This window comes from Caulobacter sp. SSI4214 (assembly GCF_012184455.1).
GTDB lineage: Bacteria > Pseudomonadota > Alphaproteobacteria > Caulobacterales > Caulobacteraceae > Caulobacter > Caulobacter vibrioides_E.
Map to the genome: position 1 here is coordinate 14,551 of NZ_SZWJ01000043.1, position 20,144 is coordinate 34,694.

Here is a 20,144-nt window from a genome sequence, read left to right on the forward strand (position 1 = left end):
ACGCTTTCCCGCACGGACGCAAGCCGGGCGACCTCCATGCGGAGGCCGCCCTTCTGAAGCTGGGCCGCCGCATCGCGACGGCCGATATTTGGTTGTGGACCGAAGGTCGAGAGCGTCCCGCCGCCAAGACGATGGTCGCCGACGCCCTTCCCTGAAGTCCAGCCGGCATTACGGCTTCGGCGCGGCCTTCTCGTCGGCCTTGGCCTGAGCCTTGTCTGCCTTTTCCTGAGCCTTGGCCACGTCCTCGCCGGTGCCGAAGCCCTTCTTCAGGCCCTTGGCCATTTCGAGGTGCTTCTGGACCTTCGGCGCGGTGTCGGCGGCGAAGGTCTTCAGGGCGGGCGTGTCGCCGTCCTGAGCGTAGCGTTGCAGCAGGTTCAGGGCCGACTGGTGGGCGTCGACCATGTCGTCGGCGTACTTCTTGTCGAAGTCCTTGGCGTCGGCCTTGGTCAGGTCATCCAGCTTGTCCTGCATGTCTTTCGACAGCGCGGTCGGCGGCGTGATCGACGCGCCCGAGGTCTTGATGGCGGCCATCAGGCCGTCGCTGGTGGCCGTATGGGCCTTGACCATCTCGGCGGCGAACTTCTTGACCGACGGGTTGGTCGAGCGCGAGCCGGCCAGCTTGCCGGCCTGGATCTCGAACATGTCGCTGTCGGCGGCCTTGGCGACGAAGACGTCGGCCTTGGTCTCGTCCGACGGGGTCGGAACGGTGGCGGCGGGATTGGCGTCCGGCGTCGCGGCTTGCTCGGCGGGCGTGGCCGCGCCCTTGGTTTCGTCGGACTTCTGGCCGCAGGCGGCCAAGCTCAGCGCGGCCACGGCGGCGGTCGCGAGAATCAGGTGACGGGTCATGGCTCTCTGTCTTTCCCTAGAGTTCTTTTTGTATTGAGGGGTAAGGCTTCGGCGCCGCGGTTCGCCGTACGCTGAAGAAACATCACGGACCCGTGAACGGTTCCTGGCCCAGGGGGATAAATTCGAATGACCCAGGAAAATTCAGGCGGCCCTCTGGCGGGCCTGCGGGTGATCGAGATGGGCTCGCTGATCGCGGGCCCGTTCTGCGGCCAGGTCCTGGGCGACTTCGGCGCCGAGGTGATCAAGCTGGAGGACCCCAAGGTCGGCGACCCGATGCGGCAGTGGGGGCGCTCCAAGCCCAAGGGGCTTTCGCCCTGGTGGCCGGTGATCGGCCGCAACAAGAAGTCCGTGACCGTCGACCTGCGCACCGAAGAGGGCCGCGACATCGCCCGCGCTCTGATCGCCAAGGCCGACGTCGTGGTCGAGAACTTCCGCCCCGGCACGCTGGAGAAATGGGGCATGGGCTACGAGGCCCTGGCCAAGACCAACCCTGGCCTGGTGATGGCCCGGGTCTCGGGCTTCGGCCAGACGGGGCCCTATTCAAAGCGCGCCGGCTACGCCCTGGTCGGCGAGGCCATGGGGGGCCTTCGCCACATCACCGGCGAGCCCGACCGCAATCCGGCGCGGGCCGGGATCTCGATCGGCGACAGCCTGTCGGGCCTGAACGCCGCCTTGGGCGTGATGATGGCGCTGCACGCCCGACAGCGCACCGGCCAGGGTCAGGTGGTCGACGCGGCCATCTATGAGAGCGTGCTGACGGTGATGGAGAACCTGATCACCGAGTACGACCTGACCGGCTATGTCCGCGAGCGCTCGGGCGCGGTGCTGCCCGGCATCGCGCCGTCGAATGTCTATCCGACCAAGTCGGGCGAGCTCGTCCTGATCGGCGCCAATCAGGACACCCTGTTCAAGCGGCTCTGCGACCTGATGGGCCGGCCCGATCTGGCCGAGGACGTCCGCTATCGCGACCATGCCGCCCGAGGCGCTCACCAGGCCGAACTGGACGCGCGCATCGCCGCTTGGACCGCCGACCAGGACATCGAGGACCTGCTGCCCAAGCTGGAAGCCGCAGGTCTGGCCACGGGTCGCATCTATCGCGCGCCGGACATGCTGAAGGACCCGCAGTTCGCCGCCCGCCAGTCGATCGTCAGCGTGGCCCATCCGGTGTTCGGGGCGATCAAGATGCAGAACGCCTTCCCCCGGCTGACGCGGACGCCGGGCGGCGTGCGCTGGCCCGGTCCGACGCTGGGCGAGCACACCGACGCGGTCCTGGCCGAAGCCGGCCTCGACGTCGAGGCGATCGCGGGACTGCGGTCGCGGGGCGTGATCTAGCCGGACGGGACGAGCTTCCCTAAAAGCTGGGCCATGTCCGCGTCCCGCGCCCGCTTCCTGCCCTACGCCGCCCTGTTGGGCTCGATCGTGACGCTGTGCGTCGGCACGTCGTTCGCCAAGAGCCTGTTCCCGCTGGCTGGCGCGCAGGGCGTCTCAGCTTACCGCGTCGGGTTCGCGGCCCTGATCCTGTTGCTCGTTTGGCGACCCTGGCGCCACCCGATCTCGCGCGAGGACCTCAAGAAGGTCGCGGCCTATGGCGCGGTGGTCGGGCTGATGAACCTGACCTTCTACATGGCCATCCGCACCATTCCGCTGGGCCTGGCCATCGCCATCGAGTTCATGGGCCCGCTCCTGGTCGCCGTGGCCCATTCGCGCCGGTTGATCCATTTCGTTTGGATTGGCCTGGCCGTGCTGGGCCTGGCCCTGCTGCTGCCGATCGATCCGGGCGCGACGCGGCTGGATCCCGCGGGCGTCGCCTTCGCCTGCGTCGCGGCGGTGATGTGGGCGTTCTATATCCTGCTGGGCAAGCGGGTCGGACATCTGCACGCCGGCCGCACCGTGGCCTTGGGCATGAGCACGGCGGCCCTGATCGTCGTGCCGATCGGCTTGGTCTCCGCCGGCGCGCACCTGTTCCACCCCAGGCTGGCGGCGCTGGGCCTGCTGGTCGCCCTGCTGTCCAGCGCCATCCCCTATTCGCTGGAAATGGTCGCCCTGCAGGGCATCCCCAAGCGCAGCTTTGGCGTCATGCTGAGCGTCGAGCCGGCGGTCGGCGCCCTGGCGGGCCTGGCGATCCTCGGCGAGCGGCTGGTCCTGACCCAGTGGCTGGCCATCGCCGCCATCGTGGCGGCCTCGGTCGGGACCATCCTGACCACGCCGCCGGAGGCGGGGCCGGAGGAGCTGGCGCCGTAGCGCGCGTTAGGTCTGAGTGTGAGCGGCTTGACCGCTCGAACGCGCTCTGAACCTCTGACTCCAGAGCTTGTCGAAGGACGAGGTCGCGGGCTCTCAGCCGCCTCGCGCCACGAACCAGCCGTTACGGAAGCTCTGGTCGGCCTTGCCATACAGAAACGGCGCGCCGTCCGGCTGGGTGAAGGTCCCGCCGGCGGCGACCAGCACCGCGTGACCCGCCGCGGTGTCCCATTCCGAGGTCGGGCCGTGGCGCGGATAGATGTCGGCCGAGCCCTCGGCGATGCGACACATCTTGATCGAGCTGTCCATCGGCGCGCGCAGGTCGAAGCCGTACTGGGCGGCCAGTTCCGCGGCCTTTTCCTCGCGCATGGTGTGGCTGACCAGACCCAGCGCCTGGCCCTTGGGCCAGGGGCGAACATGGGTTCGTGTCTCGGCGCCGTCGACGCCGTCGCGCTTCATCGCGCCCTGGGCGGTGGTGAACCACACCTCGCCCGTGGCCGGGGCGCAGACCGCGCCGGCCACCGGAACGCCGTCCTGGATCAAGCCGATATTGACCGTGAAGTTCGGGTCGCCGCGCACGAAGGCCTTGGTGCCGTCGACCGGATCGACCAGGAAGAAGCGCGGGCCGATGGCGTCCGGCGTTCCAAACTCGCTGGCGTGCTCCTCGGAGACCACCGGCACGTCCGGCCACAGCGTCGCCAGACGGTCGAGGATCAGGCGCTCGCCGGCGCGGTCGGCCTCGGTGACCGGGCTTTCGTCGGCCTTCTGGGCCACGGCCAGCTCGGTCCGCCAGAACGGCAGGATGACCAGGGCGGCCTCTTCGGTGATCGTGGCCAGGGCGCGGCCCCAGTCGGCGAGGGTCTCGCTGCTCATTGTCATCCCCGGGGGTCGTCGCCGACGAAGACCAGACGGACGCGCGTCGCGTCGATCGTCTGCTTGCCGGCCTCTTCGAAATTCACCGTCACGCGATGACCGATCACGGACTGAACCTGGCCCAGACCCCAATCGGGCTGGCCGGGATGGCGCACCAGGACGCCGGGCTCTAGAAAAGGATCGATCACGGATGCGTTCCTAGGGCTTGTCCGGTCTGGATGAAATCTGGAACGGACCAAACGGGCTCGATTTTTTCTCCGAAGGTCGATAGCCGGTCAGCCGAGATCCGCCTTCGGCCGACGGCTTTTCGGGGACAGCCCCGTTTGCCAAAGCCTCAAATCACGACAAAGTTCGCCGCCATGACCGACCCTGTCTCCGAGACCGCCCCCGCGAGCCCGGCCCCCGCCGCCCCTGAAACGGACGTCCAGGGCCCCGACTTCGCCGCCATGCTGGCCGCGCGCCTTTGCCACGACTTCATCAGTCCGGCCAGCGCCATCGTCTCGGGCCTCGACCTGCTGGAGGATCCGGCGGCGCAGGACATGCGCGACGACGCCATGAACCTGATCGCTTCGTCGGCCCGCAAGCTGGCCGACCTGCTGCAGTTCACGCGCGTGGCGTTCGGCGCATCGGCCTCGGCCGAGAACTTCGACTCGCGCGAGCTGGAAAAGCTGGCCCAGGGCGTGTTCGCCCACGTGCGGCCGACCCTGGACTGGCAGATCGAGCCGCAGGCGATGAACAAGCCCGCCTCGCGAGCCATTCTCAACATCGCCCAGATCGCCGCCAGCGCCCTTCCGGCCGGCGGCGTGGCGACGCTGAAGGGCGTGGCCGCCGACGGTCGCTTCTCGATCATCGCCGACGCCGTTGGCCCCCGGGCGCGCCTGCGTCCCGAGGTGCTGGCCGGGCTGAAGGGCCAGCCCCTGGCCGAGGGCCTGGGCGGTCCCTGGGTGCAGGCGGCCTATCTGAACGCCCTGGTCCGCGCCGCGGGCGGACAGATCGCTGTCGAGGTGGGCGAGGAACGCGCCAGCATCGCCGCCTGGGTTCCGGCCGCCTGAACGTAAAAATGTGTTCGCCGCGACTCGATTCGGGTTCGGCAAACCGCTCCTTAACCAGACGCCTTCCAGGATAGCGGCCTGATTTGGAGCGCGCCGTGAAGACCTGTCTGGTGGTCGACGACAGCCGGGTGATCCGAAAGGTCGCCCGCCGAGTCCTCGAGGACATCGGCTTCGAGATCGCCGAGGCCGCCGATGGCATGGAGGCCTTGGCGTGGTGTCGCGCGGCCATGCCCGACGCCGTGCTGCTGGATTGGAACATGCCGGTGATGAACGGCATCGAGTTCCTGCGTCAGCTCCGCGGCGAGCCCGGCGGCGACGCGCCCAAGGTCGTCTTCTGCACGGTCGAAAACAGCGTCGATCATATCCGCGCCGCCCTTGAGGCCGGAGCCGACGAATACATCATGAAGCCGTTCGACGGCGACATCATCCAGGCGAAGTTCGCCGAGGCGGGCCTGCTGTGAGCCCCGAGGACATGGACCTGCTGGCGGCCCTGGGCCGGGCCCGCGCCGGCGCGAGGGTCGAGACCGAGAAGGCGTATCTGGTCGAGAGCCGTCTGGCGCCGCTGGCCCGGCGCGAAGGCTACGATTCCATCGACGCCCTGATCGCGGCCCTGCGCGCCAAGCGCGAGGAGCGACTGATCTGGGCGGTGGTCGAGGCGCTGTGCCGGGGCGACACTACTTTCTTCCGGGGCCGCGAGGCCTTCGCCCAGTTGCGCGACGAGGTGCTCCCGGCCTTGTCCCTGCGCCGCCGCGACACGCCGATCCGTATCTGGAGCGCCGCCTGCGCGACCGGCCAGGAAGTCTATTCGCTGGCCATGGCCGCCGTCGAGGCCAAGGGCCTGGCGACCGGGACGCGATTCGAGTTCTTCGGATCGGACCTGTCGGAACGGGCGCTGGAGAAGGCCCAGGCCGGCATCTACACCCAGTTCGAGGTCCAGCGCGGCCTGCCGATCCGGATGCTGGTCAAGTATTTCGAGAACCAGGACGACACCTGGGCGATCTCGCCGCGCATCCGGCAGATGGTGCGCTGGAAGCGGATAAATCTGCTGGCCGACCTGTCGGCCATGGGCCGGTTCGATGTCATTCTGCTGAAGGGCGTGCTGCGCGGCATGGACGCGTCCCTGCGGAGCAAGGTGGTCGAATCGCTTACCGCCCTGCTGCCGCCCGACGGCGTGTTGGTGGTGGACGCCGAGGACGACCTCTCCGAATTCGAGGATCTGCTGACCGCCGCGCCGGGCCGCGCTGGCGTCTATCTGCGCGACCCGTCCGTGCGTCCGGCCGTCGCGGCCTAGAGCATCGCGCGGAAGAGCAGGTCGCGCGATTCCCGTATCGCGCTTCCCTAGTGAAAACGCCCGCCGACTGAAACCGGCGGGCGTTTCGCTTAGGGCCTAGAGCCCTTTCCGATCCCGGAGGATCGAAGCGCCCTAGGGCCTGTCCGCTTCAAATGGAATCGTTTGAAGCGGATAAACAGGCCCTAGAGTCAGATATTTAGAGCGCGTTCGAGCGGTCTAACCGCTCACACTTAAACCTAACGCGCTCTAGTTATTGTTCTTGACGTCCTTGGCCGTGTCGGTGACGGCGCGGCCGGCCGACGACACATCCTTGCCCGCGCCCTCAACGGTGTTGCAGGCGGCCACCGACAGGCTGGCGGCGAGGGCGGCGAGGATCACGAGTTTGCGCATGGTCTTCTCCGTTGTTCGCCCCGGGAAGGAAACGGGTTGGGGCGGCGATAGCGTGCCCGGAGAGAACGTCACCGGCGAAGCTAGGTTCCGGGCGCCATGACCTGGGGCGTGGGGAAGACGAGACGGACGGTCAGACCGCGTGGGTCGCGGGTCTCGAACGTCACCTTGCCGCGCAGCTGGCGGGCGAAAGCGGTCATCAGCGTGCGGCCCACGCCGCCGCCCAGACTTTCGGCCGCGCCGGGGCCGTCGTCGCCGATCGACAGTTCGGCCTCTTCTCCGCGCACGTGGAAGCCGACCTCCAGCGTGCCGCCCTGGGGGCCGAACGCGTGTTTTTGGGCGTTGGTGATCGCTTCGACCGCGAAGAGGGCGATCGGCGCCAGGCGGTCGGGGTCGATGACCAGCGGGTCGGCGTGCACCTCGGTGCGGACCAGGGCGGTCGACGTCATGTCGTTGGCCAGCAGCTGAGCGGTCAGCTCCTCGAGGAACGGCCGCAGGTCCACCCGCTTCAGATCCGGGCCTTGGTAGAGGGCGCGGTAGATCTGGGCCAGGGCGGTGATCCGCTGACGGGTGTCGTTCATCGCCGCCTTGGCGGCCGGATCGGCCAGAGCCCGCTGCTGCATGTTCAGCAGCGAGGTGATGATCTGGAGATTGTTCTTCACCCGGTGATGGATCTCGCGCATCAGCGCGTCCTTCTCGGCCAGGCTGTCCATCAGCGAGGCGTCGCGGGCGACGATGGCGCCGGCCATGGCGTCCAGTGTGGCGGCCAGCTCGCGGATCTCTGGCGGCGCGCGTTCGGCCTGCAGCGGGCGCACGGTGAAGCGGCCCCGGGCATAGATGGCCGCCACGCGCTGCAGATAGACGATCCAGCGGATCACCCCGCGCTCGGCCGCGTACCAGACGGCGGCCAGGCCCAGCACGAACGCCAGCAGCGGTAGCAGCAAGCGTGATATCGGATTGATCCAAGCCCAGGAGAGCAGGCCCGGCGCCGGCGCCGACAGCAGGACGAAGACGTCGTTGTTGACCAGCGGCGCGACCGAATAGCTGCGGGGGCGGCCCTGGGCGTCGGGACCGTTCCAGATCGCCGCGCCTCGCTTGACCGCGACGTCGCGCCAGCCGCGCGGCGGCGCGCCGAAGGCTTGGGGCTGGGTGGCGGCGAAGATCTGGTCGTGCGAATCGACCAGGGCGACCTCGGCCCCCTGCGGCAGGAAGCGGTTGGCGGTTTCCAGCTTGAGGCCTTGCAGAGTCAGCACCGCGGCCATCGCGCCCTCGAACTGGTCCGGGGGGCCGGCGCGGATAGCGGCCAGCACGGCCGGTTCGTTGGCATAGGCCGCGCCTGGCGCGCTGGCCACGACCATCGCCTGGCCGCCGCGCAGGGCCTGGAACCAGGGACGGGCGCCGCGCTGCACGTCCAGCGGCGTGGTGGCGGCCGCGCAGGCTACGCGCCCATGGGCGTCGAAGCGGATCAGGTTGGCGTAGCCGGGCAGTCGGGCGCGCACGTCGGCCAGACGCTGGGCGCACTCCAGGCCCACCGAGCCCGGGCCTAGGGTCTGCAGCAGCACGCCGGCGGCCTCTATGCGCGCGCGGGCGATCGCCGCGCTGCGGCCCGCGGCCAGTTCCAGGCTCTGACGTCGGGAATCGGCTTCGGCCCGAAAGGCGAAGATCGATTGCATGACGCCGAGCACCAGCACGGGCAGCAGGGCCACGCTCAGGGCGACGGCCAGGCGAACGCGAATGGACGTGATGGCGCGCGTGGCGCGGCCGGCCAGGGCGTTCACCGCAGGGAGCTCAGTCGCTCCGCGTCGGCCAGGATCGCGCGCATGGCGTCGCCGGCCGCGCCGCCGTCCCGATCATAGGTCCCCGCTTCGAGGATGGCCTGCAAGGCGCGACGCGCGCGGCTGACCCGGCTCTTCACCGTACCGACCGCGCAGCCGCAGATGTCGGCCGCTTCCTCGTAGGCGAAGCCGCCCGCGCCGACCAGGATCAAGGCTTCGCGCTGTTCGGCGGGCAGCATGGCCAGACCCAGGCGCAGCTCGTCCAGCGCCACGGGCGCCTCGGGGTCGTCGACCGCCACCAGGGTCCGCTCGGCGGCTTCCTGGTCCAGCTGGCTTTGCCGCCAGCTGCGGCGCTTTTCGGAATAGAACTGGTTGCGCAGGATCATGAAGGTCCAGGCCTTCATGTTGGTGCCCATCTGGAACGAGGCGCGGGCGTCCCACGCCTTCATCATCGCGTCCTGGGCGAGGTCGTCGGCGGCGGTCGGATCGCCGGTCAAGGTGCGGGCGAAAGCGCGGAGATGCGGGATCAGCGTGACCAGCTCCCGCTTGAAGGCGGCGTCGCGGGTCGCGTCCGGCGCGGAACGGCCGGGTTTGCCTTCGTTCATGCTCAACGTCCCCCCGCCGGAGGCTCGGCCTTGCGGAGGATGTCCAGAAATTCGTCGGGCACCGGCTCGTTGACGACCTCGTCGAACATCTGGCGCAGCTTCACCCCGATCGCCTGCTGGCGCAGACGGGCTTCGTCCAGCGCCGCGGCGCTCTTGCGTTTGTCTTCCATGGGTACGTGTTCGATCATGTCCTCGACGCCGTATGGCCTGTGCATCGGCGTCCGCCCCCTTTGGCCGAATGTCTTTCCGCCAGACGACAACGTGGTTTTCCGTGCAGGGTTCCCAAAGCTTGGGCATAGGATGTCAAAAATCCGCGAACAGCGGAACCTGTCGTGAAAGGGAACGTTATCTTGCTTCGACGGAACGGCGCAGCTTTGCCGTTCGTTAGGCTTGTTTTCGAAGACACCGCATCGGGAGGGGTCATGAGTCTTCTTGCTCGGCTGGCGCCGCATCTGCCCTATATTCGTCGCTACGCCCGCGCCCTGACCGGCGACCAAAGCACCGGCGATCACTATGTCCGCGTGGCCCTCGAAGCCTTGGCGGCGGGCGACCGGTCGCTCGACGATGACCTGTCGCCGCGCGTGGCGCTGTACCGGGTGTTTCACGCCATTTGGCTTAGCTCCGGCGCGCAGCTGGAGGCCCGTCGCGACGATGGCGTCTCCACCGGGTCCAGCGCGGGCGATGACGCCGCCCAGCGCCTGCTGCGCATCGCGCCGCGTTCGCGCCAGGCCTTCCTGCTGACCGCGCTCGAGGGCTTCACGCCGACCGAAGCTGCCCAGATCCTGGACTGCGACTTCGGCGAGGTCGAACGCCTGATCGCCGACGCCCAGGCCGAGATCGACGCCGAGCTGGCCACTGACGTGCTGATCATCGAGGACGAGCCGGTCATCGCCGCCGACATCGAGGCTCTCGTCCGCGAACTGGGTCATGACGTCACCGACATCGCCGCCACCCGAGGCGAGGCCGTCGACGCGGTCGCGCGCCGAACCCCGGGCCTGGTCCTCGCCGACATCCAGCTGGCCGACGGCTCGTCGGGCATCGACGCGGTCAAGGATATCCTGGGCCGGATGGACGTGCCGGTGATCTTCATCACCGCCTTCCCCGAGCGCCTGCTCACCGGCGAGCGTCCGGAACCGACCTTCCTGATCACCAAGCCGTTCCAACCGGAAACCGTGAAGGCCGCGATCGGCCAGGCGCTGTTCTTCCACCCGCGCCGGACCCGCAAGGCCGCTTAAGGCTGAGCAATAGAGAGATCCCGAAGAACGGCCTTCCGAGAGGGAGGCCGTTTTTCATTGGGTATCGATGATATTTATTGCGGCGTCTGCTTGGCGGGCTGCTGAGGCGTGTCATAGCGCTGAGCCTCGGCCGGCGTCTTGACGCCGTTATTGACCTCGACCGCGGCCAGGTCCTGGGCGCGGAAGCTCCAGGCGCCGAACAGGGCCAGGGCCGCCAGGATCGTCGAGATCACCAGCACCCAGAAGGCGTGGCGGCCCCAGCGGGCCTGACGGGCGCGCGTGGCGTTCAAGCGCGGGCCATGGGCGGAGGGGTGGATATCGGCGGGCATCTTCAGTTACCTCCAACAGCGAAGGCGGTCGCGCGCTGACTCATCGCGTGGTCGTGGAACACCCGCACCATGCCGGCGGAAGCGGCCACCGCCGTGATCACGGCCAGGGCCGTGACGCGCGCGCGCATCCTTCGCTGACGCTGCGTGAGCGTCGAAATGAAAACCAATCCGCCATGCTCGGCTTGATATATCCGGATCACGACGCTGCTCCCAACCCGGCGGACCGTTCGTCCGCCTGGGAAATCAACGTCTTGCGAAGTCCGCCGTTCCCTTTCGGCTTTGCCCGACGGGGTCCTGAGCGCGCCGCGAAAAAAATCGCGCCGGGCGGGAACCCGCCGAGCGCGACATCGTTTTATGGATGCGAAGGCGGCGACGCCCCCCCGACTTGAGGCTGGCGATAGCTGGCCTGCCGCCTTCGCACCCCCCTTTGTTGATGCGAACTCAGGCGGACCGGTCTCCGGCCCGCCTTTCTTCGTGGCGTTTCAGCTTCAGCGCGGCGCCAGGTCGAACAGAATGTCCGCGCGACGACGCAGCGGGGCCGCCGCGCCTGAAGCGGTCACCGCGCCCACGTCGCCCACCGCGTCGAGGTCGAAGTCGACCTTGCCGAACCCATTCTGGGCCAGAGCGGCGGACACGGTCTCGGCCCGCTTCCGGGACAGTTCCAGGCTCGCGTCCGCGCTTCCCTTGGCGTCGGCCAAGCCGATCACGCGCACCGATCGGACGACGCAGCCGCGCGCCTGATCGCGGGCGTTGGCCAGCACCAAGCGGGCCTCCGGCGTCAGGCTGGCCGACGCTTGGTCGAAATAGATCGACGACTTGAAGCCCGCGCATGGCGATGGCGCGGCGGCCACCGGCTTGGCGATGTGACGCCAGGGGCCTTGGGAGATCGCGCAGCCGCCCAAGGCCAGAAACGCGACGCTCGCCGCGATGGTCGTCGAAACCCTCATTCCAACCCTCCTCCTGTCAGCACCAAACACCTGCTTCGAAGCAAGCGCCAAAAAGGCGATCGGCGCGCGCCGATCGCCTTCGACCTTTGGAAGTCGATGCCGTCCGGCTTAATAGCGGGGCGCGCCGTCTTCCCAATAGTAACGACCGCTGCGGGAGTCGTAATAGTAATAACGGCCCGCGCGCTCGTCGTAATATTGGCGACGGTTCACCGAGTTCGAGCCGCAGCCGCCGTCTTCCTTGCAGCCCTTGATGGCGCCGGCCGTCCCGCCGATGGCGGCGCCGATCGCCGCGCCGGTGGCGGCGCTGCCGCTGCCCACATTGTTGCCAATCACGGCGCCGGCCAGGCCGCCCAGCACCGCGCCGCCGGCGGCGTTGCGCTCCACATTGCCGGTCGAGGTGCACGCCGACGCGAGCACACCCACGCCCATCAGGGCGATCATGGTCGTCTTCATCTTGGCTCTCCGTTCGAGCTTGTCCCTGCTAGCGCAAACGCATGACACCGTGGTTCCGTTTCGAAGGCGACCGTCGGGGCGCTAACAAGCGGAACCATGGGGCGCGGCGAGCCGTTGCCTTGCCGAATTTCTGTCGGAGGGAGCCCGCGTGCGCCGGATCGAGGTCGTCGCCAATATCGCCTCGGGCTCGGTGGGGCCCGACGCCCCGGAGCTCGCCGAACGGCTGCTGGCCGAACACGGGGTTTCGGGCGTTGTCCACGCGCCGGACCCCGAGGACCTGGTCGCGTGTCTGAAGCGGGTGATCGACGCCGCTCCCGACGCGGTGCTGGTGCTGGCCGGCGACGGCACGGCGCGCGCGGCGGCCGAGCTGGCCGGCCCCGAGGGTCCGCTGATCGCGCCCTTGCCCGGCGGCACCATGAACATGCTGCCCCATGCCCTCTATGGCCAAGGGTCGTGGCCGGAGGCCATGGCCGCCTGCCTGGAGCGTGGCGAGGCCCAATTCGTTTCGGGCGGCGAGATCGACGGACGGCTGTTCTTCGTCGCCGCCATCCTGGGCAGCCCGGCGCTGTGGGCCGACGCGCGCGAGGCCGCCCGGCGCGGACGTCTTGACCTGGCGCTGGCCCGGGCGCGCCGCGCCTTCCGGCGCGCCTTTTCCAGCCGTCTGCGCTTTTGCCTGGACAGTCGGCCCAAGGACCGGGCGGAAGCCCTGACCCTGATGTGCCCGCTGGTTTCCACCGCGTTGGACTCCGACGCCCGCGCGCTCGAGGCCGCCGCCCTGGACCCGTCCAGCGCGTTGGATGTCTTCCGGCTGGGGCTGGCGGCCGCGCGCGGTCAGTGGCGCCAGGACCCTTCGGTCAGCATGGGGCTGTGCCGAGCGGGCCGGGTCTGGGCCCGTGGCCGCATCCCGGCGATCCTAGACGGCGAGCCGGTCCGCCTGGGTTCGGAGGCGCAGATCCGCTTCCGTCCCAAGGCCTTCCGCGCCCTGGTCCCGCCGGCCGTCGAGGCGGCTGGATGAGGCTGGTCCAGGTCTCGGATATCCATTTCGGCGGCGAGAACCGGGAAGCGGTCGAGGCCGCTATCGGCCGCATCGCCGAGGCCGCGCCGGATCTTGTCGTCGTGGCGGGGGACCTGACGCTGGACGGCAAGGCCTCCGAATTCGACGCCGCCGCCGCCTGGCTGGCGCGCCTGCCCTGGCCCAGGCTGGTGGTCCCGGGAAATCACGACACGCCTTTTTTCGGGCCGGGCGAGCTTCTGGAACGCTTCACGCGGCCCTGGCGCCGGTTTTCGGACCGCTTCGGCGAGCCGGATGGCGCGGTTTGGCGCGCGCCCGGCGTCACCCTCGCGTCGCTGAACACCGCCCGCGCGGCCCAGGCGCGCTGGAATTGGTCGAAGGGCGCGGTGTCGCGCGGCCAGGTCCGCCGCGTGACCGAGGCGCTGTGCGCCGCGCCGGTCGGCGACCTGCGCGTGGTGGTCTGTCACCATCCGCTGATGGAGATCCTGGGCGGTCCGATGACGGCCCGGGTCCGGGGCGGCGTCGACGCGGCCAACCGCTTCGTCGAGGCCGGCGCGGACCTGATCCTGTCGGGCCATATCCACCTGCCGTTCGTCACCGCCATCCCGTTCGGCGACGGCAAGACCCAGGCCGTGGGCTCGGGCACGCTGTCGCTGCGCGAGCGTGGCGCGGCGCCAGGCTTCAACCTGATCGATATCGAGCCGGGCTGCGTGCGCGTGACGGCGCTGGCCTACGAGCGCGGCCGTTTTGAAGTCTGGCGCACCTGGGCTTGCGATCGGCGCTGAACGCGAAAGCGGCGCGACCCGGTCGGGATCGCGCCGCGCGATGGCGTCCGTTGGTATTGATCCGCTACGAGGCTCCGCGTCCCCGCACCAGGTGGCTGACTAGCGACACCAGGAACAGGATCAAGAAGACGTAGAACAGGATCTTGGCGATCCCGATCGCCGCGCCGGCGATGCCGGTGAAGCCCAGCACGGCGGCGATCAACGCGATCACCAGGAAGGTTACGGCCCAATTCAGCATCGGCGTCTCCGGTCTTGGCCCGGATCCTCGGGCGGTTGTCTGGAACGGGGCCCGGCGGCCTCGCTTCAGATCAACGCGCCCGATTCCGGTGCGTTCCGGAGAAGCCCAGCCTCCTATTCCGGGGCCGGATAGGCCCAGCCTTGCGCGCCCGACTTGGCGGCGGCGTACTGGCTGTCCGCCAGGGTCCAGTTGATCAGGTTGTCGAACACGGCTTCCAGGAAGCCCTTCCGCAGGTTCTGGTAGTCCAGATAGTAGGCGTGCTCCCAGACGTCGGCGACCGCCAGGGCGGTCACGCCGTGGGTGACGGGGCTGTCGGCGTCGTGGGTCGAGATGATCTTCAGGGCGCCCGAGGCGTCCGAGACCAGCCACACCCAGCCCGAGCCGAAGTGACCGATACCCTCGGCGACGAACTTTTCCTTCAGGCCGTCCAGGCCGCCGAAGGTCTGCTCGATCGCGGCGGCCAGCTCGGCGCCCGGCGCCGTCTTGGTCGGCGACAGGCCGTCCCAGAAGAAGGCGTGGTTCCAGGCCTGGGCGGCGTTGTTGAACACCTTGCCCGGACCCGCGTCCTTGATCACCGCTTCCAGCGAACCCTTGTCGTCGCCGTTGAGCAGGCCGTTCAGGGCCGTGACATAGGCGGCGTGGTGCTTGTCGTGGTGGAAGCGCAGGGTGTTGGCGGAGATCGTCGGCTCCAGCGCGTCATAGGCGTAGGGCAGGTCGGGCAGCTTGTACGTCATGTTCGCTCCATGGGAAGGCGTCCCCCACGGAAGACGGGACGCGCGGAAAGGCATCTAGAGGGCGGCGGTGAAAAGCGTAAGTCGTTCCGACGCCCGTCGCGCTCAACTTTTAGCGATAAATACCCTAGGAAACCTGGGGTTTCCGAGGCTTCGACGAGCGAACGCCGCCGAATGTCGGCGGCGTTCGGCGGTGGTTGACGGGCCTCAGCGTTGCGGCGGCTTGGGGTCCAGGAAGGCCTTGGCCAGGGTGGCGGTGAGGGTCGGGTTCTTCAGGGCGAAGACCCCGGCGGCCAGACCCAGACCGATCGACATCAGCGGGCGATCGCGGACGATTTCCACGATGCGGCCGGTCATGTCGAAGCCAGCTTGCGGCGGCGCCTGCTGTTGGTGGCGATGGCCCTCGACCTTGCGGGCGGCGACCATGCCGGCGATCGCCACGATCAGCGCGGCGATGGCGGCGACGATGGCCGCCGCGCCCGCCGGCGTGACCAGGGGGACCAGCACGGCATAGACCGCGAAGGCGGCGGAAACGACGCCGACCGCGGCGGCCGCGGCGATGGCCGCGGCCGCCGCCAGCGTCATGAGAGTCTTTTCGAAGATCACCGGTTGTTGCTGCGGCCGCCGGAGATCAGGAGACCGATCAGCACGCCCACGCCCAGACCGGCCAGGGTGGCGGTGATCGGACGCTCGCGCACGCGCTCGGAAACGTAGCGCTGGGCGTCTTCCAGCTGCTGACCGGCGGTGTCGGTATAGGTGCGGCTTTGAGCGCGCAGGGTTTCGAAGCCTTCCGCCACCGACTTCTCGACGCGCTTGGCGGCCTCGGTCAGCGACACGCGCGCCGCGTTCGCGGCTTCGGCGAAGCTGCGTTCGGCGTGATCGACCGCGTCCTGGGCGGCGTCCTTGGCCTTGTCGGCTTCGTTGGCGGCGGCATTCAGCGAATTGGCGGGCATGATGATCTCCTGTTCGCGACGCGACCGACCGGGGACGCTTTCACGAGGCGCCCCGTCAACGCCGAGCTTAGCGTCGCGGTTCCACGATACTCAAGGATGGCGAGCTTCACCACTGACGAATCGGCCGAATTGGGGAAGAATTCGAAGTCGCTCGCGCCAAACGCGAAGCGGGTCTAAGCTGGAATCATGCAGGACGCCCCTATCGTCAGCGACGATCTTCAGGAAGCCGACCGGCTCGGCGCCGTGAAGGCCCTGGGCGTGCTGGACGGTCCAGTCAACGATCCCCGTTTCATGCGCCTGGTCCGCTTGGCCGCGAGGCTCTTCGACGCGCCGAAGGCGGCCATCGCGCTGGTCGATGAACGCCGCGTCTGGCGCGTGGCCTCGATCGGCTACGCCAGCCCCGAAGCGCCCCGCCGGGGAGACTTGGCCGACCGTGTGGTGGTCACGGGGGCGCCCGCGGATCTTGCGTCGCCGATCCGCGACGACCAAGGCCGTGTGCTGGGCGCGGTGGTGGTCGAGGGGCCCGGCTTGCATGGTCCGGCCAGCGAGGAGGATCGCCAGGCCCTGGAGGATCTGGCGCATATGGCGGCGGAGGCCCTGCGAGCGAGCCGTCCCGACACGGCGCGAATGCTGCAGACCGAGCGGCTGAACCTGGCCATCGCCGCCGCTAGCCTGGGCGAGTTCGAGTGGGACTTCCGGCGCGATGTCGTCCGGGTCAGCCCCCGGCTGGCCAAGATCACCAATATCGCGCCCGGCGAGCTTCCGGCCGAGAAGGGCCAGACCCTGTATCGCCACCTGCATCCCGACGATCGGGAGCGGGTGCGCGAATCGGTGACCGCCCAACTGCGGGAGGCCGACCGCTACGACGTGGAATATCGCCGTCCACTGGATAACGGCGAGGAAATCTGGAACCGCGATTCGGGGGTCCTGCTCCGAGACGCCCAAGGCGAACCGACCTATCTGATCGGGATCGTCCAGGACATCACCGAGCGCAAGGGCCAGGAGACGCAGCGCGAAAGCCTGGTCGCCGAGCTGGATCACCGTATCAAGAACCTGCTGACCGTCGTCCAGTCGGTGGCGGCCCAGTCGGCGCGCAAGTCGGCCTCGCTGGACGTGTTCCTGAAGACCTTCGCCGCTCGGCTGAAGTCGATGAGCTCGGCCCACGATCTGCTCAGCGCCGCCCGCTGGCGGGGCGCGACCCTGGCCCGGATCGCGGCGGCCGAGCTGGGCGGCCTGGCGCCCACCCAGACCCGCTGGGACGGACCCGAGCTGTTCCTGACGCCCCGCGCCGCCGCCGCCCTGTCCCTGGCCCTGCACGAACTGGCGGTCAACGCCGTCCGCTATGGCTCGCTTTCGACCGAGAACGGCAAGGTCGAGGTGGTCTGGCGGCGCACCTCCGAGGGCGGGTTCGCCCTGGAGTGGCTGGAGACCGGCGGACCGCCGGCCACGGCGCCGACGACCAAGGGCTTCGGCGCCACCCTGATCGAGGATGTGGTCGGGCGCGAACTGGGCGGTTCGGCGCGGATCACCTACCGGTCGGCGGGCGTCACGGCCATGATCCAGGGCGCGGCCAGCGCCCTGGCCGACGGCCCGCCCGAGGAGCCGGTCAGCGCCGCGCCAGAACGCATCGTCGAGACCGTGGTCGCCGCCGACGAGACAATCCGTCCTGGCGCGATCGTCGGCCTGAAGGTGCTGATCGTCGAGGATTCCCTGTTGCTGGCCCTTGAACTTGAGGCCGGCCTCGAGGACGCGGGCGTCGAGGTGGTGGGCTGCGCGGCCGAGCTGGGCGAAGCGCTGTCGATGGTCGATCGGGATTTCGACGTCGCCGTGCTGGACGCCGATCTCAACGGCCAGTCCGTGGCTCCGGTCGCCGAGATCCTGCGCGGTCTTGGTAGGCCCTTCGTGTTCGCGACCGGATACGCCGACAAGGCCGCCCCGATGGGCTTCGACGCCCCGATCGTGCGCAAGCCCTACAACGTCCACCAGATCGCCCGCGCCGTCGCCGGGGTGACCGGAAGGGCCTGAGAGGGCGGTCCGGGAGGCGCTCGCGAGCGGTTGGCGCTGGATGCCGTCTGGCCCCCTCCGTTCCGCTTGGGAGGAGGAGGCCAGGGGCAGGCGCGCTTACTTCTTCACCCAGCCGCCATCCAGCGGCTTCCAGTACTGGCCGGGCGCCAGGCGGCTGTAGAGCTGCTTGGCGGTGGCCTGGCCGGCGGCTTCGGGCGTCACGCCGGTCTTGGCGGCGATGTCCCGATAGGCGGCGGCGCGGCCGGTGTTGATCTCGGCCACGGAGGCGCGCAGCCCAGCGTCGCCGCCGGCCACGATGCCCAGATAGCCGTCGGCCTGCTCGCCCACGGTTCCGGCCGCCTTGGCGGCGTCCACGGCGGCCTTGGCGGCGGCGGACTGGGCCAGGGCCAGATTGGCGCCGGCGGCGGTCATCGCCAGGCCCAGCGCCAGAACCGTCATCGTCTTGCGGATCATGTCGGTCCTCCTTCCTAGAACAGGTTCGGGTTCTGCTGGATCAGCGACTGGACTTCCTTGTCCAGCCGCACGCGCACGTCGGCGTCCAGCTTGGCGTAGATGTTGATCGGGTCGACCTTCACGCGGACGGTGGGCGTGCAGGCAGCCGCGCCGAGCGCTCCCGTCGCGAGAATGGCCATCAAGAGGGCGCGCTGTCTCATGCGTTGGTCTCCATTGCGAGTTCAGATTGACCGGTCACGGTTGAACCGGACCTGAACGAGTCTTGTCGGCGGCCGGCTCGGGCGCGAACGCGCGCCGCCAGGCCTCCAGAAGCTCTTCGAAGTTCAGCGACGTGTCGAGGGTCAGGTCCACCGGCGTCTTGGCGGGCAGGGCGATGCGCTTGTTGAACGCGCGGCCACGCAACAGGTCGAGGATCCCGACCCTGGCCTTCTCGGCCACCTTGGGGTCGTGCCGCCCCTTGATGTGGAAGATGATGGAAAGGCGGCCCTTGTCGGTGCTGTTCACGCCCGCCTCCAACTGGTCGAAGGCCAGATTCTCCATGGCCTGGTAGGCGAAGTCCTGAATGGCGTTGACCTGAGCCGGCGCGGCGGGCGGCGCGCCGGGGCTGTCGGCCGGGCTGGCGGCGACCCCGGTCAGGGCGGAGCGGGCGATCTCGACCCGGCCGGGCTGAATGGCGGTGATCTTGCCCTGCTGGAAGCGAAGCCCTTCTGGACCGAGCGTGAACGGCAGGCGACCGTCGACCAGGGCCTGGACCTTGACCTTCTCGGCCAGGGACGAGGCGGCGATCAGTTCGCCGAGATCCACGTGCTCGACGACGATCGCGCCGCTAATGCGCTTGCCGGGACCCAGGGGGACGTCGGTGGGCTCGATCGATACGCGGCCCTTGGCGGCCTCGAAGGTGGCCTTGGCGATGTGCAGCGAGTCCGCGTCCAGCTGGAACACCGACTCCACCGCCGTCAGCGGCACGATGGAGTCGATCTTGCTGATCTTCAGCGTCTGGCCCGGCGCGGTGGTCAGCGGGGCCAGGCTGTTGAAGTCGATCGCGCCGTCCAGCGTGGCGACGAAGCCGATCGGGCTGGTGAAGTCGATCTTGTCGGCCACCAGGCGGCCATGGCTGGTCGCGCCCCGGTCGCTCCAGGCGAAGACGCCGGTGAAGCGGGCGCGCCCCTGGGCGTCGCGGGCGAAGGCGGCCAGCGGCGACAGGTCGCCCGGCTGCGGCCCGCCCTTGGCGAAGGCGAGACGCGAGGCGTCGATGTCGGCCTGGCCCGCGCCCGTCGCCACCACGTGGCGCAGCCGGATCTCGCCCAGCGGGGCGGCGGTCGGCGTGGCGGCCTGGAAGGTTCCGCTCCAGACGCCGCCCGATAGCGTCAGGTCGCCCTTGGCCAGGATCGGGTTAAAGCGCCGCTCGGGGGCGGCGTCGGTCGCGGCGGCCCCGTCGATCCGCACGCGGGCGCGCTCGAAGCCGTGGCTCCCACCAAGCGTCGCTTCGCCCTTGACGTCGCGTAGCTGGACCTGAGCGACGGCCGACGCGCCCTCGCCGTGCTCGAAGCGCAGCGCCGCTGTCCAGCCGCCCGCGCTGGCCGTGACCAGCGGCGTCTTGACCGGACAGACCCTGGCCTTGAGGGCGGTGATCGGATTGTCGCCGAGACTGTAGCGCGTGGCGGTGACCGGCGCGCACGTCGCCGTGACCAGGGTGAAGCGGCCGCCGGCGACGCGCGCCTGGCCGTTGATCTGCCCGTCGACGCCTTGGATCGGCGGCAGGTCGAAGCCCTCGGTCGCGATCGACAGCGGCGAGGTGAAAATCCCGCCCCGGGCCCGCCAGTCGCTCGCCGTGACCTTGACCTTCGGCAGGCCCCCGCCGGCCAGGGAGGCTTCCAGCGCACCCCTGGCGCCCTCGGGGCCGGCGTCCAGCAGCA

Annotated in this window: 27 protein-coding genes; 9 read left to right on the forward strand and 18 right to left on the reverse strand. The window is 69.3% G+C overall.

Annotated features, from left to right (window positions below; all coding sequences use genetic code 11):
• Positions 1-168 precede the first annotated feature (168 nt).
• A complete protein-coding gene (locus tag FCU40_RS13655; protein ID WP_168075587.1) occupies positions 169-846 on the reverse strand; it encodes a DUF4142 domain-containing protein in 678 nt (225 codons plus the stop codon).
• Positions 847-972: 126 nt separating this feature from the next.
• Between FCU40_RS13655 and FCU40_RS13660 the strand changes: the two genes are divergently transcribed.
• Together FCU40_RS13660 and FCU40_RS13665 are read left to right on the forward strand one after the other, a co-directional pair.
• Positions 973-2,178: a CaiB/BaiF CoA-transferase family protein gene (locus FCU40_RS13660; RefSeq protein WP_168075589.1), complete on the forward strand. Its 1,206-nt coding sequence runs from the start codon at positions 973-975 to the stop codon at positions 2,176-2,178.
• A gap of 33 nt (positions 2,179-2,211) precedes the next feature.
• A complete protein-coding gene (locus FCU40_RS13665) occupies positions 2,212-3,087 on the forward strand; it encodes a DMT family transporter (protein WP_168075591.1) in 876 nt (291 codons plus the stop codon).
• 93 nt (positions 3,088-3,180) lie between these two features.
• Here the strand turns inward: FCU40_RS13665 and cysQ are convergent, their stop codons facing one another.
• Entirely contained in the window at positions 3,181-3,957 is a 777-nt protein-coding gene (gene cysQ / locus FCU40_RS13670) for a 3'(2'),5'-bisphosphate nucleotidase CysQ (protein ID WP_241693615.1), read from the reverse strand.
• Between the two features lie 2 nt (positions 3,958-3,959).
• Positions 3,960-4,145: a DUF3553 domain-containing protein gene (locus FCU40_RS13675; protein ID WP_004618021.1), complete on the reverse strand. Its 186-nt coding sequence runs from the start codon at positions 4,143-4,145 to the stop codon at positions 3,960-3,962.
• A 171-nt stretch (positions 4,146-4,316) separates the two neighbouring features.
• Here FCU40_RS13675 and chpT point away from each other — a divergent pair, with 171 nt between their 5' ends.
• From chpT to FCU40_RS13690, 3 genes are all read left to right on the forward strand, one after another.
• Positions 4,317-5,009: a histidine phosphotransferase ChpT gene (gene chpT, locus FCU40_RS13680; RefSeq protein WP_168075595.1), complete on the forward strand. Its 693-nt coding sequence runs from the start codon at positions 4,317-4,319 to the stop codon at positions 5,007-5,009.
• Positions 5,010-5,092: 83 nt separating this feature from the next.
• The gene (locus FCU40_RS13685; RefSeq protein ID WP_165570584.1) at positions 5,093-5,470 is read left to right on the forward strand and encodes a response regulator; all 378 of its coding nucleotides are present in this window, start codon (positions 5,093-5,095) and stop codon (positions 5,468-5,470) included.
• Positions 5,467-6,300 carry a protein-glutamate O-methyltransferase CheR gene (locus FCU40_RS13690; RefSeq protein WP_168075597.1) on the forward strand — a complete coding sequence of 278 codons (834 nt, stop codon included), beginning with the start codon at positions 5,467-5,469 and terminating at the stop codon, positions 6,298-6,300. Before FCU40_RS13685 ends, FCU40_RS13690 begins: the two co-directional genes overlap by 4 nt.
• Before the next feature lie 246 nt (positions 6,301-6,546).
• Here FCU40_RS13690 and FCU40_RS13695 read toward each other — a convergent pair whose 3' ends face one another.
• The 4 genes from FCU40_RS13695 to FCU40_RS13710 form a co-directional block, all read right to left on the reverse strand.
• Positions 6,547-6,690, reverse strand: a complete 144-nt coding sequence (locus tag FCU40_RS13695) for an entericidin A/B family lipoprotein (protein WP_004618013.1) — start codon at positions 6,688-6,690, stop codon at positions 6,547-6,549.
• Positions 6,691-6,770: 80 nt separating this feature from the next.
• Positions 6,771-8,465 carry a sensor histidine kinase gene (locus tag FCU40_RS13700; protein ID WP_004618011.1) on the reverse strand — a complete coding sequence of 565 codons (1,695 nt, stop codon included), beginning with the start codon at positions 8,463-8,465 and terminating at the stop codon, positions 6,771-6,773.
• Entirely contained in the window at positions 8,462-9,067 is a 606-nt protein-coding gene (locus FCU40_RS13705; protein WP_004618009.1) for a sigma-70 family RNA polymerase sigma factor, read from the reverse strand. The genes FCU40_RS13700 and FCU40_RS13705 overlap by 4 nt, the downstream gene beginning before the upstream one ends.
• A 2-nt stretch (positions 9,068-9,069) precedes the next feature.
• Positions 9,070-9,255 carry a NepR family anti-sigma factor gene (locus FCU40_RS13710; protein ID WP_081612907.1) on the reverse strand — a complete coding sequence of 62 codons (186 nt, stop codon included), beginning with the start codon at positions 9,253-9,255 and terminating at the stop codon, positions 9,070-9,072.
• 234 nt (positions 9,256-9,489) lie between these two features.
• Between FCU40_RS13710 and FCU40_RS13715 the strand changes: the two genes are divergently transcribed.
• The gene (locus tag FCU40_RS13715) at positions 9,490-10,302 is read left to right on the forward strand and encodes a response regulator (protein WP_004618005.1); all 813 of its coding nucleotides are present in this window, start codon (positions 9,490-9,492) and stop codon (positions 10,300-10,302) included.
• Between the two features lie 74 nt (positions 10,303-10,376).
• Here the strand turns inward: FCU40_RS13715 and FCU40_RS13720 are convergent, their stop codons facing one another.
• The 4 genes from FCU40_RS13720 to FCU40_RS13735 all read right to left on the reverse strand — a co-directional run bounded on the left by FCU40_RS13720 (position 10,377) and on the right by FCU40_RS13735 (position 12,031).
• On the reverse strand, positions 10,377-10,631 hold the full coding sequence (locus tag FCU40_RS13720) for a protein BatD (protein WP_168075599.1): 255 nt from the start codon (positions 10,629-10,631) through the stop codon (positions 10,377-10,379).
• Between the two features lie 2 nt (positions 10,632-10,633).
• Positions 10,634-10,759, reverse strand: coding sequence for a hypothetical protein (locus tag FCU40_RS23540; protein ID WP_275052055.1), 126 nt, complete (start codon positions 10,757-10,759; stop codon positions 10,634-10,636).
• Positions 10,760-11,119: 360 nt separating this feature from the next.
• A complete protein-coding gene (locus FCU40_RS13730) occupies positions 11,120-11,578 on the reverse strand; it encodes an OmpA family protein (protein ID WP_168075603.1) in 459 nt (152 codons plus the stop codon).
• A gap of 108 nt (positions 11,579-11,686) precedes the next feature.
• A complete protein-coding gene (locus FCU40_RS13735; RefSeq protein ID WP_004617999.1) occupies positions 11,687-12,031 on the reverse strand; it encodes a glycine zipper domain-containing protein in 345 nt (114 codons plus the stop codon).
• 148 nt (positions 12,032-12,179) lie between these two features.
• On the opposite strand from FCU40_RS13735, the gene FCU40_RS13740 reads away from it, so the two are divergent.
• Together FCU40_RS13740 and FCU40_RS13745 are read left to right on the forward strand one after the other, a co-directional pair.
• The gene (locus tag FCU40_RS13740) at positions 12,180-13,046 is read left to right on the forward strand and encodes a diacylglycerol kinase family protein (protein ID WP_241693616.1); all 867 of its coding nucleotides are present in this window, start codon (positions 12,180-12,182) and stop codon (positions 13,044-13,046) included.
• A complete protein-coding gene (locus tag FCU40_RS13745) occupies positions 13,043-13,828 on the forward strand; it encodes a metallophosphoesterase (RefSeq protein ID WP_168075605.1) in 786 nt (261 codons plus the stop codon). The genes FCU40_RS13740 and FCU40_RS13745 overlap by 4 nt, the downstream gene beginning before the upstream one ends.
• A 64-nt stretch (positions 13,829-13,892) precedes the next feature.
• On the opposite strand, the gene FCU40_RS13750 is transcribed toward FCU40_RS13745, so the two are convergent.
• The 4 genes from FCU40_RS13750 to FCU40_RS13765 all read right to left on the reverse strand — a co-directional run bounded on the left by FCU40_RS13750 (position 13,893) and on the right by FCU40_RS13765 (position 15,750).
• Positions 13,893-14,066 carry a DUF1328 domain-containing protein gene (locus FCU40_RS13750; RefSeq protein WP_004617994.1) on the reverse strand — a complete coding sequence of 58 codons (174 nt, stop codon included), beginning with the start codon at positions 14,064-14,066 and terminating at the stop codon, positions 13,893-13,895.
• Positions 14,067-14,179: 113 nt separating this feature from the next.
• Positions 14,180-14,800 carry a superoxide dismutase gene (locus tag FCU40_RS13755; RefSeq protein WP_004617992.1) on the reverse strand — a complete coding sequence of 207 codons (621 nt, stop codon included), beginning with the start codon at positions 14,798-14,800 and terminating at the stop codon, positions 14,180-14,182.
• Between the two features lie 204 nt (positions 14,801-15,004).
• The gene (locus tag FCU40_RS13760; RefSeq protein ID WP_004617990.1) at positions 15,005-15,403 is read right to left on the reverse strand and encodes a hypothetical protein; all 399 of its coding nucleotides are present in this window, start codon (positions 15,401-15,403) and stop codon (positions 15,005-15,007) included.
• Positions 15,400-15,750, reverse strand: a complete 351-nt coding sequence (locus FCU40_RS13765; RefSeq protein ID WP_168075607.1) for a hypothetical protein — start codon at positions 15,748-15,750, stop codon at positions 15,400-15,402. Before FCU40_RS13765 ends, FCU40_RS13760 begins: the two co-directional genes overlap by 4 nt.
• Before the next feature lie 186 nt (positions 15,751-15,936).
• Between FCU40_RS13765 and FCU40_RS13770 the strand changes: the two genes are divergently transcribed.
• A complete protein-coding gene (locus FCU40_RS13770) occupies positions 15,937-17,775 on the forward strand; it encodes an HWE histidine kinase domain-containing protein (protein ID WP_168075608.1) in 1,839 nt (612 codons plus the stop codon).
• A gap of 96 nt (positions 17,776-17,871) precedes the next feature.
• On the opposite strand, the gene FCU40_RS13775 is transcribed toward FCU40_RS13770, so the two are convergent.
• The 3 genes from FCU40_RS13775 to FCU40_RS13785 form a co-directional block, all read right to left on the reverse strand.
• Entirely contained in the window at positions 17,872-18,228 is a 357-nt protein-coding gene (locus tag FCU40_RS13775) for a DUF1318 domain-containing protein (RefSeq protein WP_004617983.1), read from the reverse strand.
• Between the two features lie 14 nt (positions 18,229-18,242).
• Positions 18,243-18,428: a YnbE family lipoprotein gene (locus FCU40_RS13780; RefSeq protein WP_004617981.1), complete on the reverse strand. Its 186-nt coding sequence runs from the start codon at positions 18,426-18,428 to the stop codon at positions 18,243-18,245.
• Positions 18,429-18,462: 34 nt separating this feature from the next.
• Positions 18,463-20,144: YdbH domain-containing protein (locus tag FCU40_RS13785; protein ID WP_175582081.1), on the reverse strand; the 1,682-nt coding region annotated here is incomplete at its 5' end.

Coding starts and splice junctions, on each gene's coding strand:
- FCU40_RS13655 (WP_168075587.1), bottom strand. CDS start 846: ATGACCCGTCACCTGATTCTCGCGACCGCCGCCGTGGCCGCGCTGAGC.
- FCU40_RS13660 (WP_168075589.1), top strand. CDS start 973: ATGACCCAGGAAAATTCAGGCGGCCCTCTGGCGGGCCTGCGGGTGATC.
- FCU40_RS13665 (WP_168075591.1), top strand. CDS start 2,212: ATGTCCGCGTCCCGCGCCCGCTTCCTGCCCTACGCCGCCCTGTTGGGC.
- cysQ (WP_241693615.1), bottom strand. CDS start 3,957: ATGAGCAGCGAGACCCTCGCCGACTGGGGCCGCGCCCTGGCCACGATC.
- chpT (WP_168075595.1), top strand. CDS start 4,317: ATGACCGACCCTGTCTCCGAGACCGCCCCCGCGAGCCCGGCCCCCGCC.
- FCU40_RS13695 (WP_004618013.1), bottom strand. CDS start 6,690: ATGCGCAAACTCGTGATCCTCGCCGCCCTCGCCGCCAGCCTGTCGGTG.
- FCU40_RS13705 (WP_004618009.1), bottom strand. CDS start 9,067: ATGAACGAAGGCAAACCCGGCCGTTCCGCGCCGGACGCGACCCGCGAC.
- FCU40_RS13710 (WP_081612907.1), bottom strand. CDS start 9,255: ATGATCGAACACGTACCCATGGAAGACAAACGCAAGAGCGCCGCGGCG.
- FCU40_RS13715 (WP_004618005.1), top strand. CDS start 9,490: ATGAGTCTTCTTGCTCGGCTGGCGCCGCATCTGCCCTATATTCGTCGC.
- FCU40_RS13720 (WP_168075599.1), bottom strand. CDS start 10,631: ATGCCCGCCGATATCCACCCCTCCGCCCATGGCCCGCGCTTGAACGCC.
- FCU40_RS23540 (WP_275052055.1), bottom strand. CDS start 10,759: ATGCGCGCGCGCGTCACGGCCCTGGCCGTGATCACGGCGGTGGCCGCT.
- FCU40_RS13730 (WP_168075603.1), bottom strand. CDS start 11,578: ATGAGGGTTTCGACGACCATCGCGGCGAGCGTCGCGTTTCTGGCCTTG.
- FCU40_RS13735 (WP_004617999.1), bottom strand. CDS start 12,031: ATGAAGACGACCATGATCGCCCTGATGGGCGTGGGTGTGCTCGCGTCG.
- FCU40_RS13745 (WP_168075605.1), top strand. CDS start 13,043: ATGAGGCTGGTCCAGGTCTCGGATATCCATTTCGGCGGCGAGAACCGG.
- FCU40_RS13750 (WP_004617994.1), bottom strand. CDS start 14,066: ATGCTGAATTGGGCCGTAACCTTCCTGGTGATCGCGTTGATCGCCGCC.
- FCU40_RS13755 (WP_004617992.1), bottom strand. CDS start 14,800: ATGACGTACAAGCTGCCCGACCTGCCCTACGCCTATGACGCGCTGGAG.
- FCU40_RS13765 (WP_168075607.1), bottom strand. CDS start 15,750: ATGCCCGCCAATTCGCTGAATGCCGCCGCCAACGAAGCCGACAAGGCC.
- FCU40_RS13770 (WP_168075608.1), top strand. CDS start 15,937: ATGCAGGACGCCCCTATCGTCAGCGACGATCTTCAGGAAGCCGACCGG.
- FCU40_RS13775 (WP_004617983.1), bottom strand. CDS start 18,228: ATGATCCGCAAGACGATGACGGTTCTGGCGCTGGGCCTGGCGATGACC.
- FCU40_RS13780 (WP_004617981.1), bottom strand. CDS start 18,428: ATGAGACAGCGCGCCCTCTTGATGGCCATTCTCGCGACGGGAGCGCTC.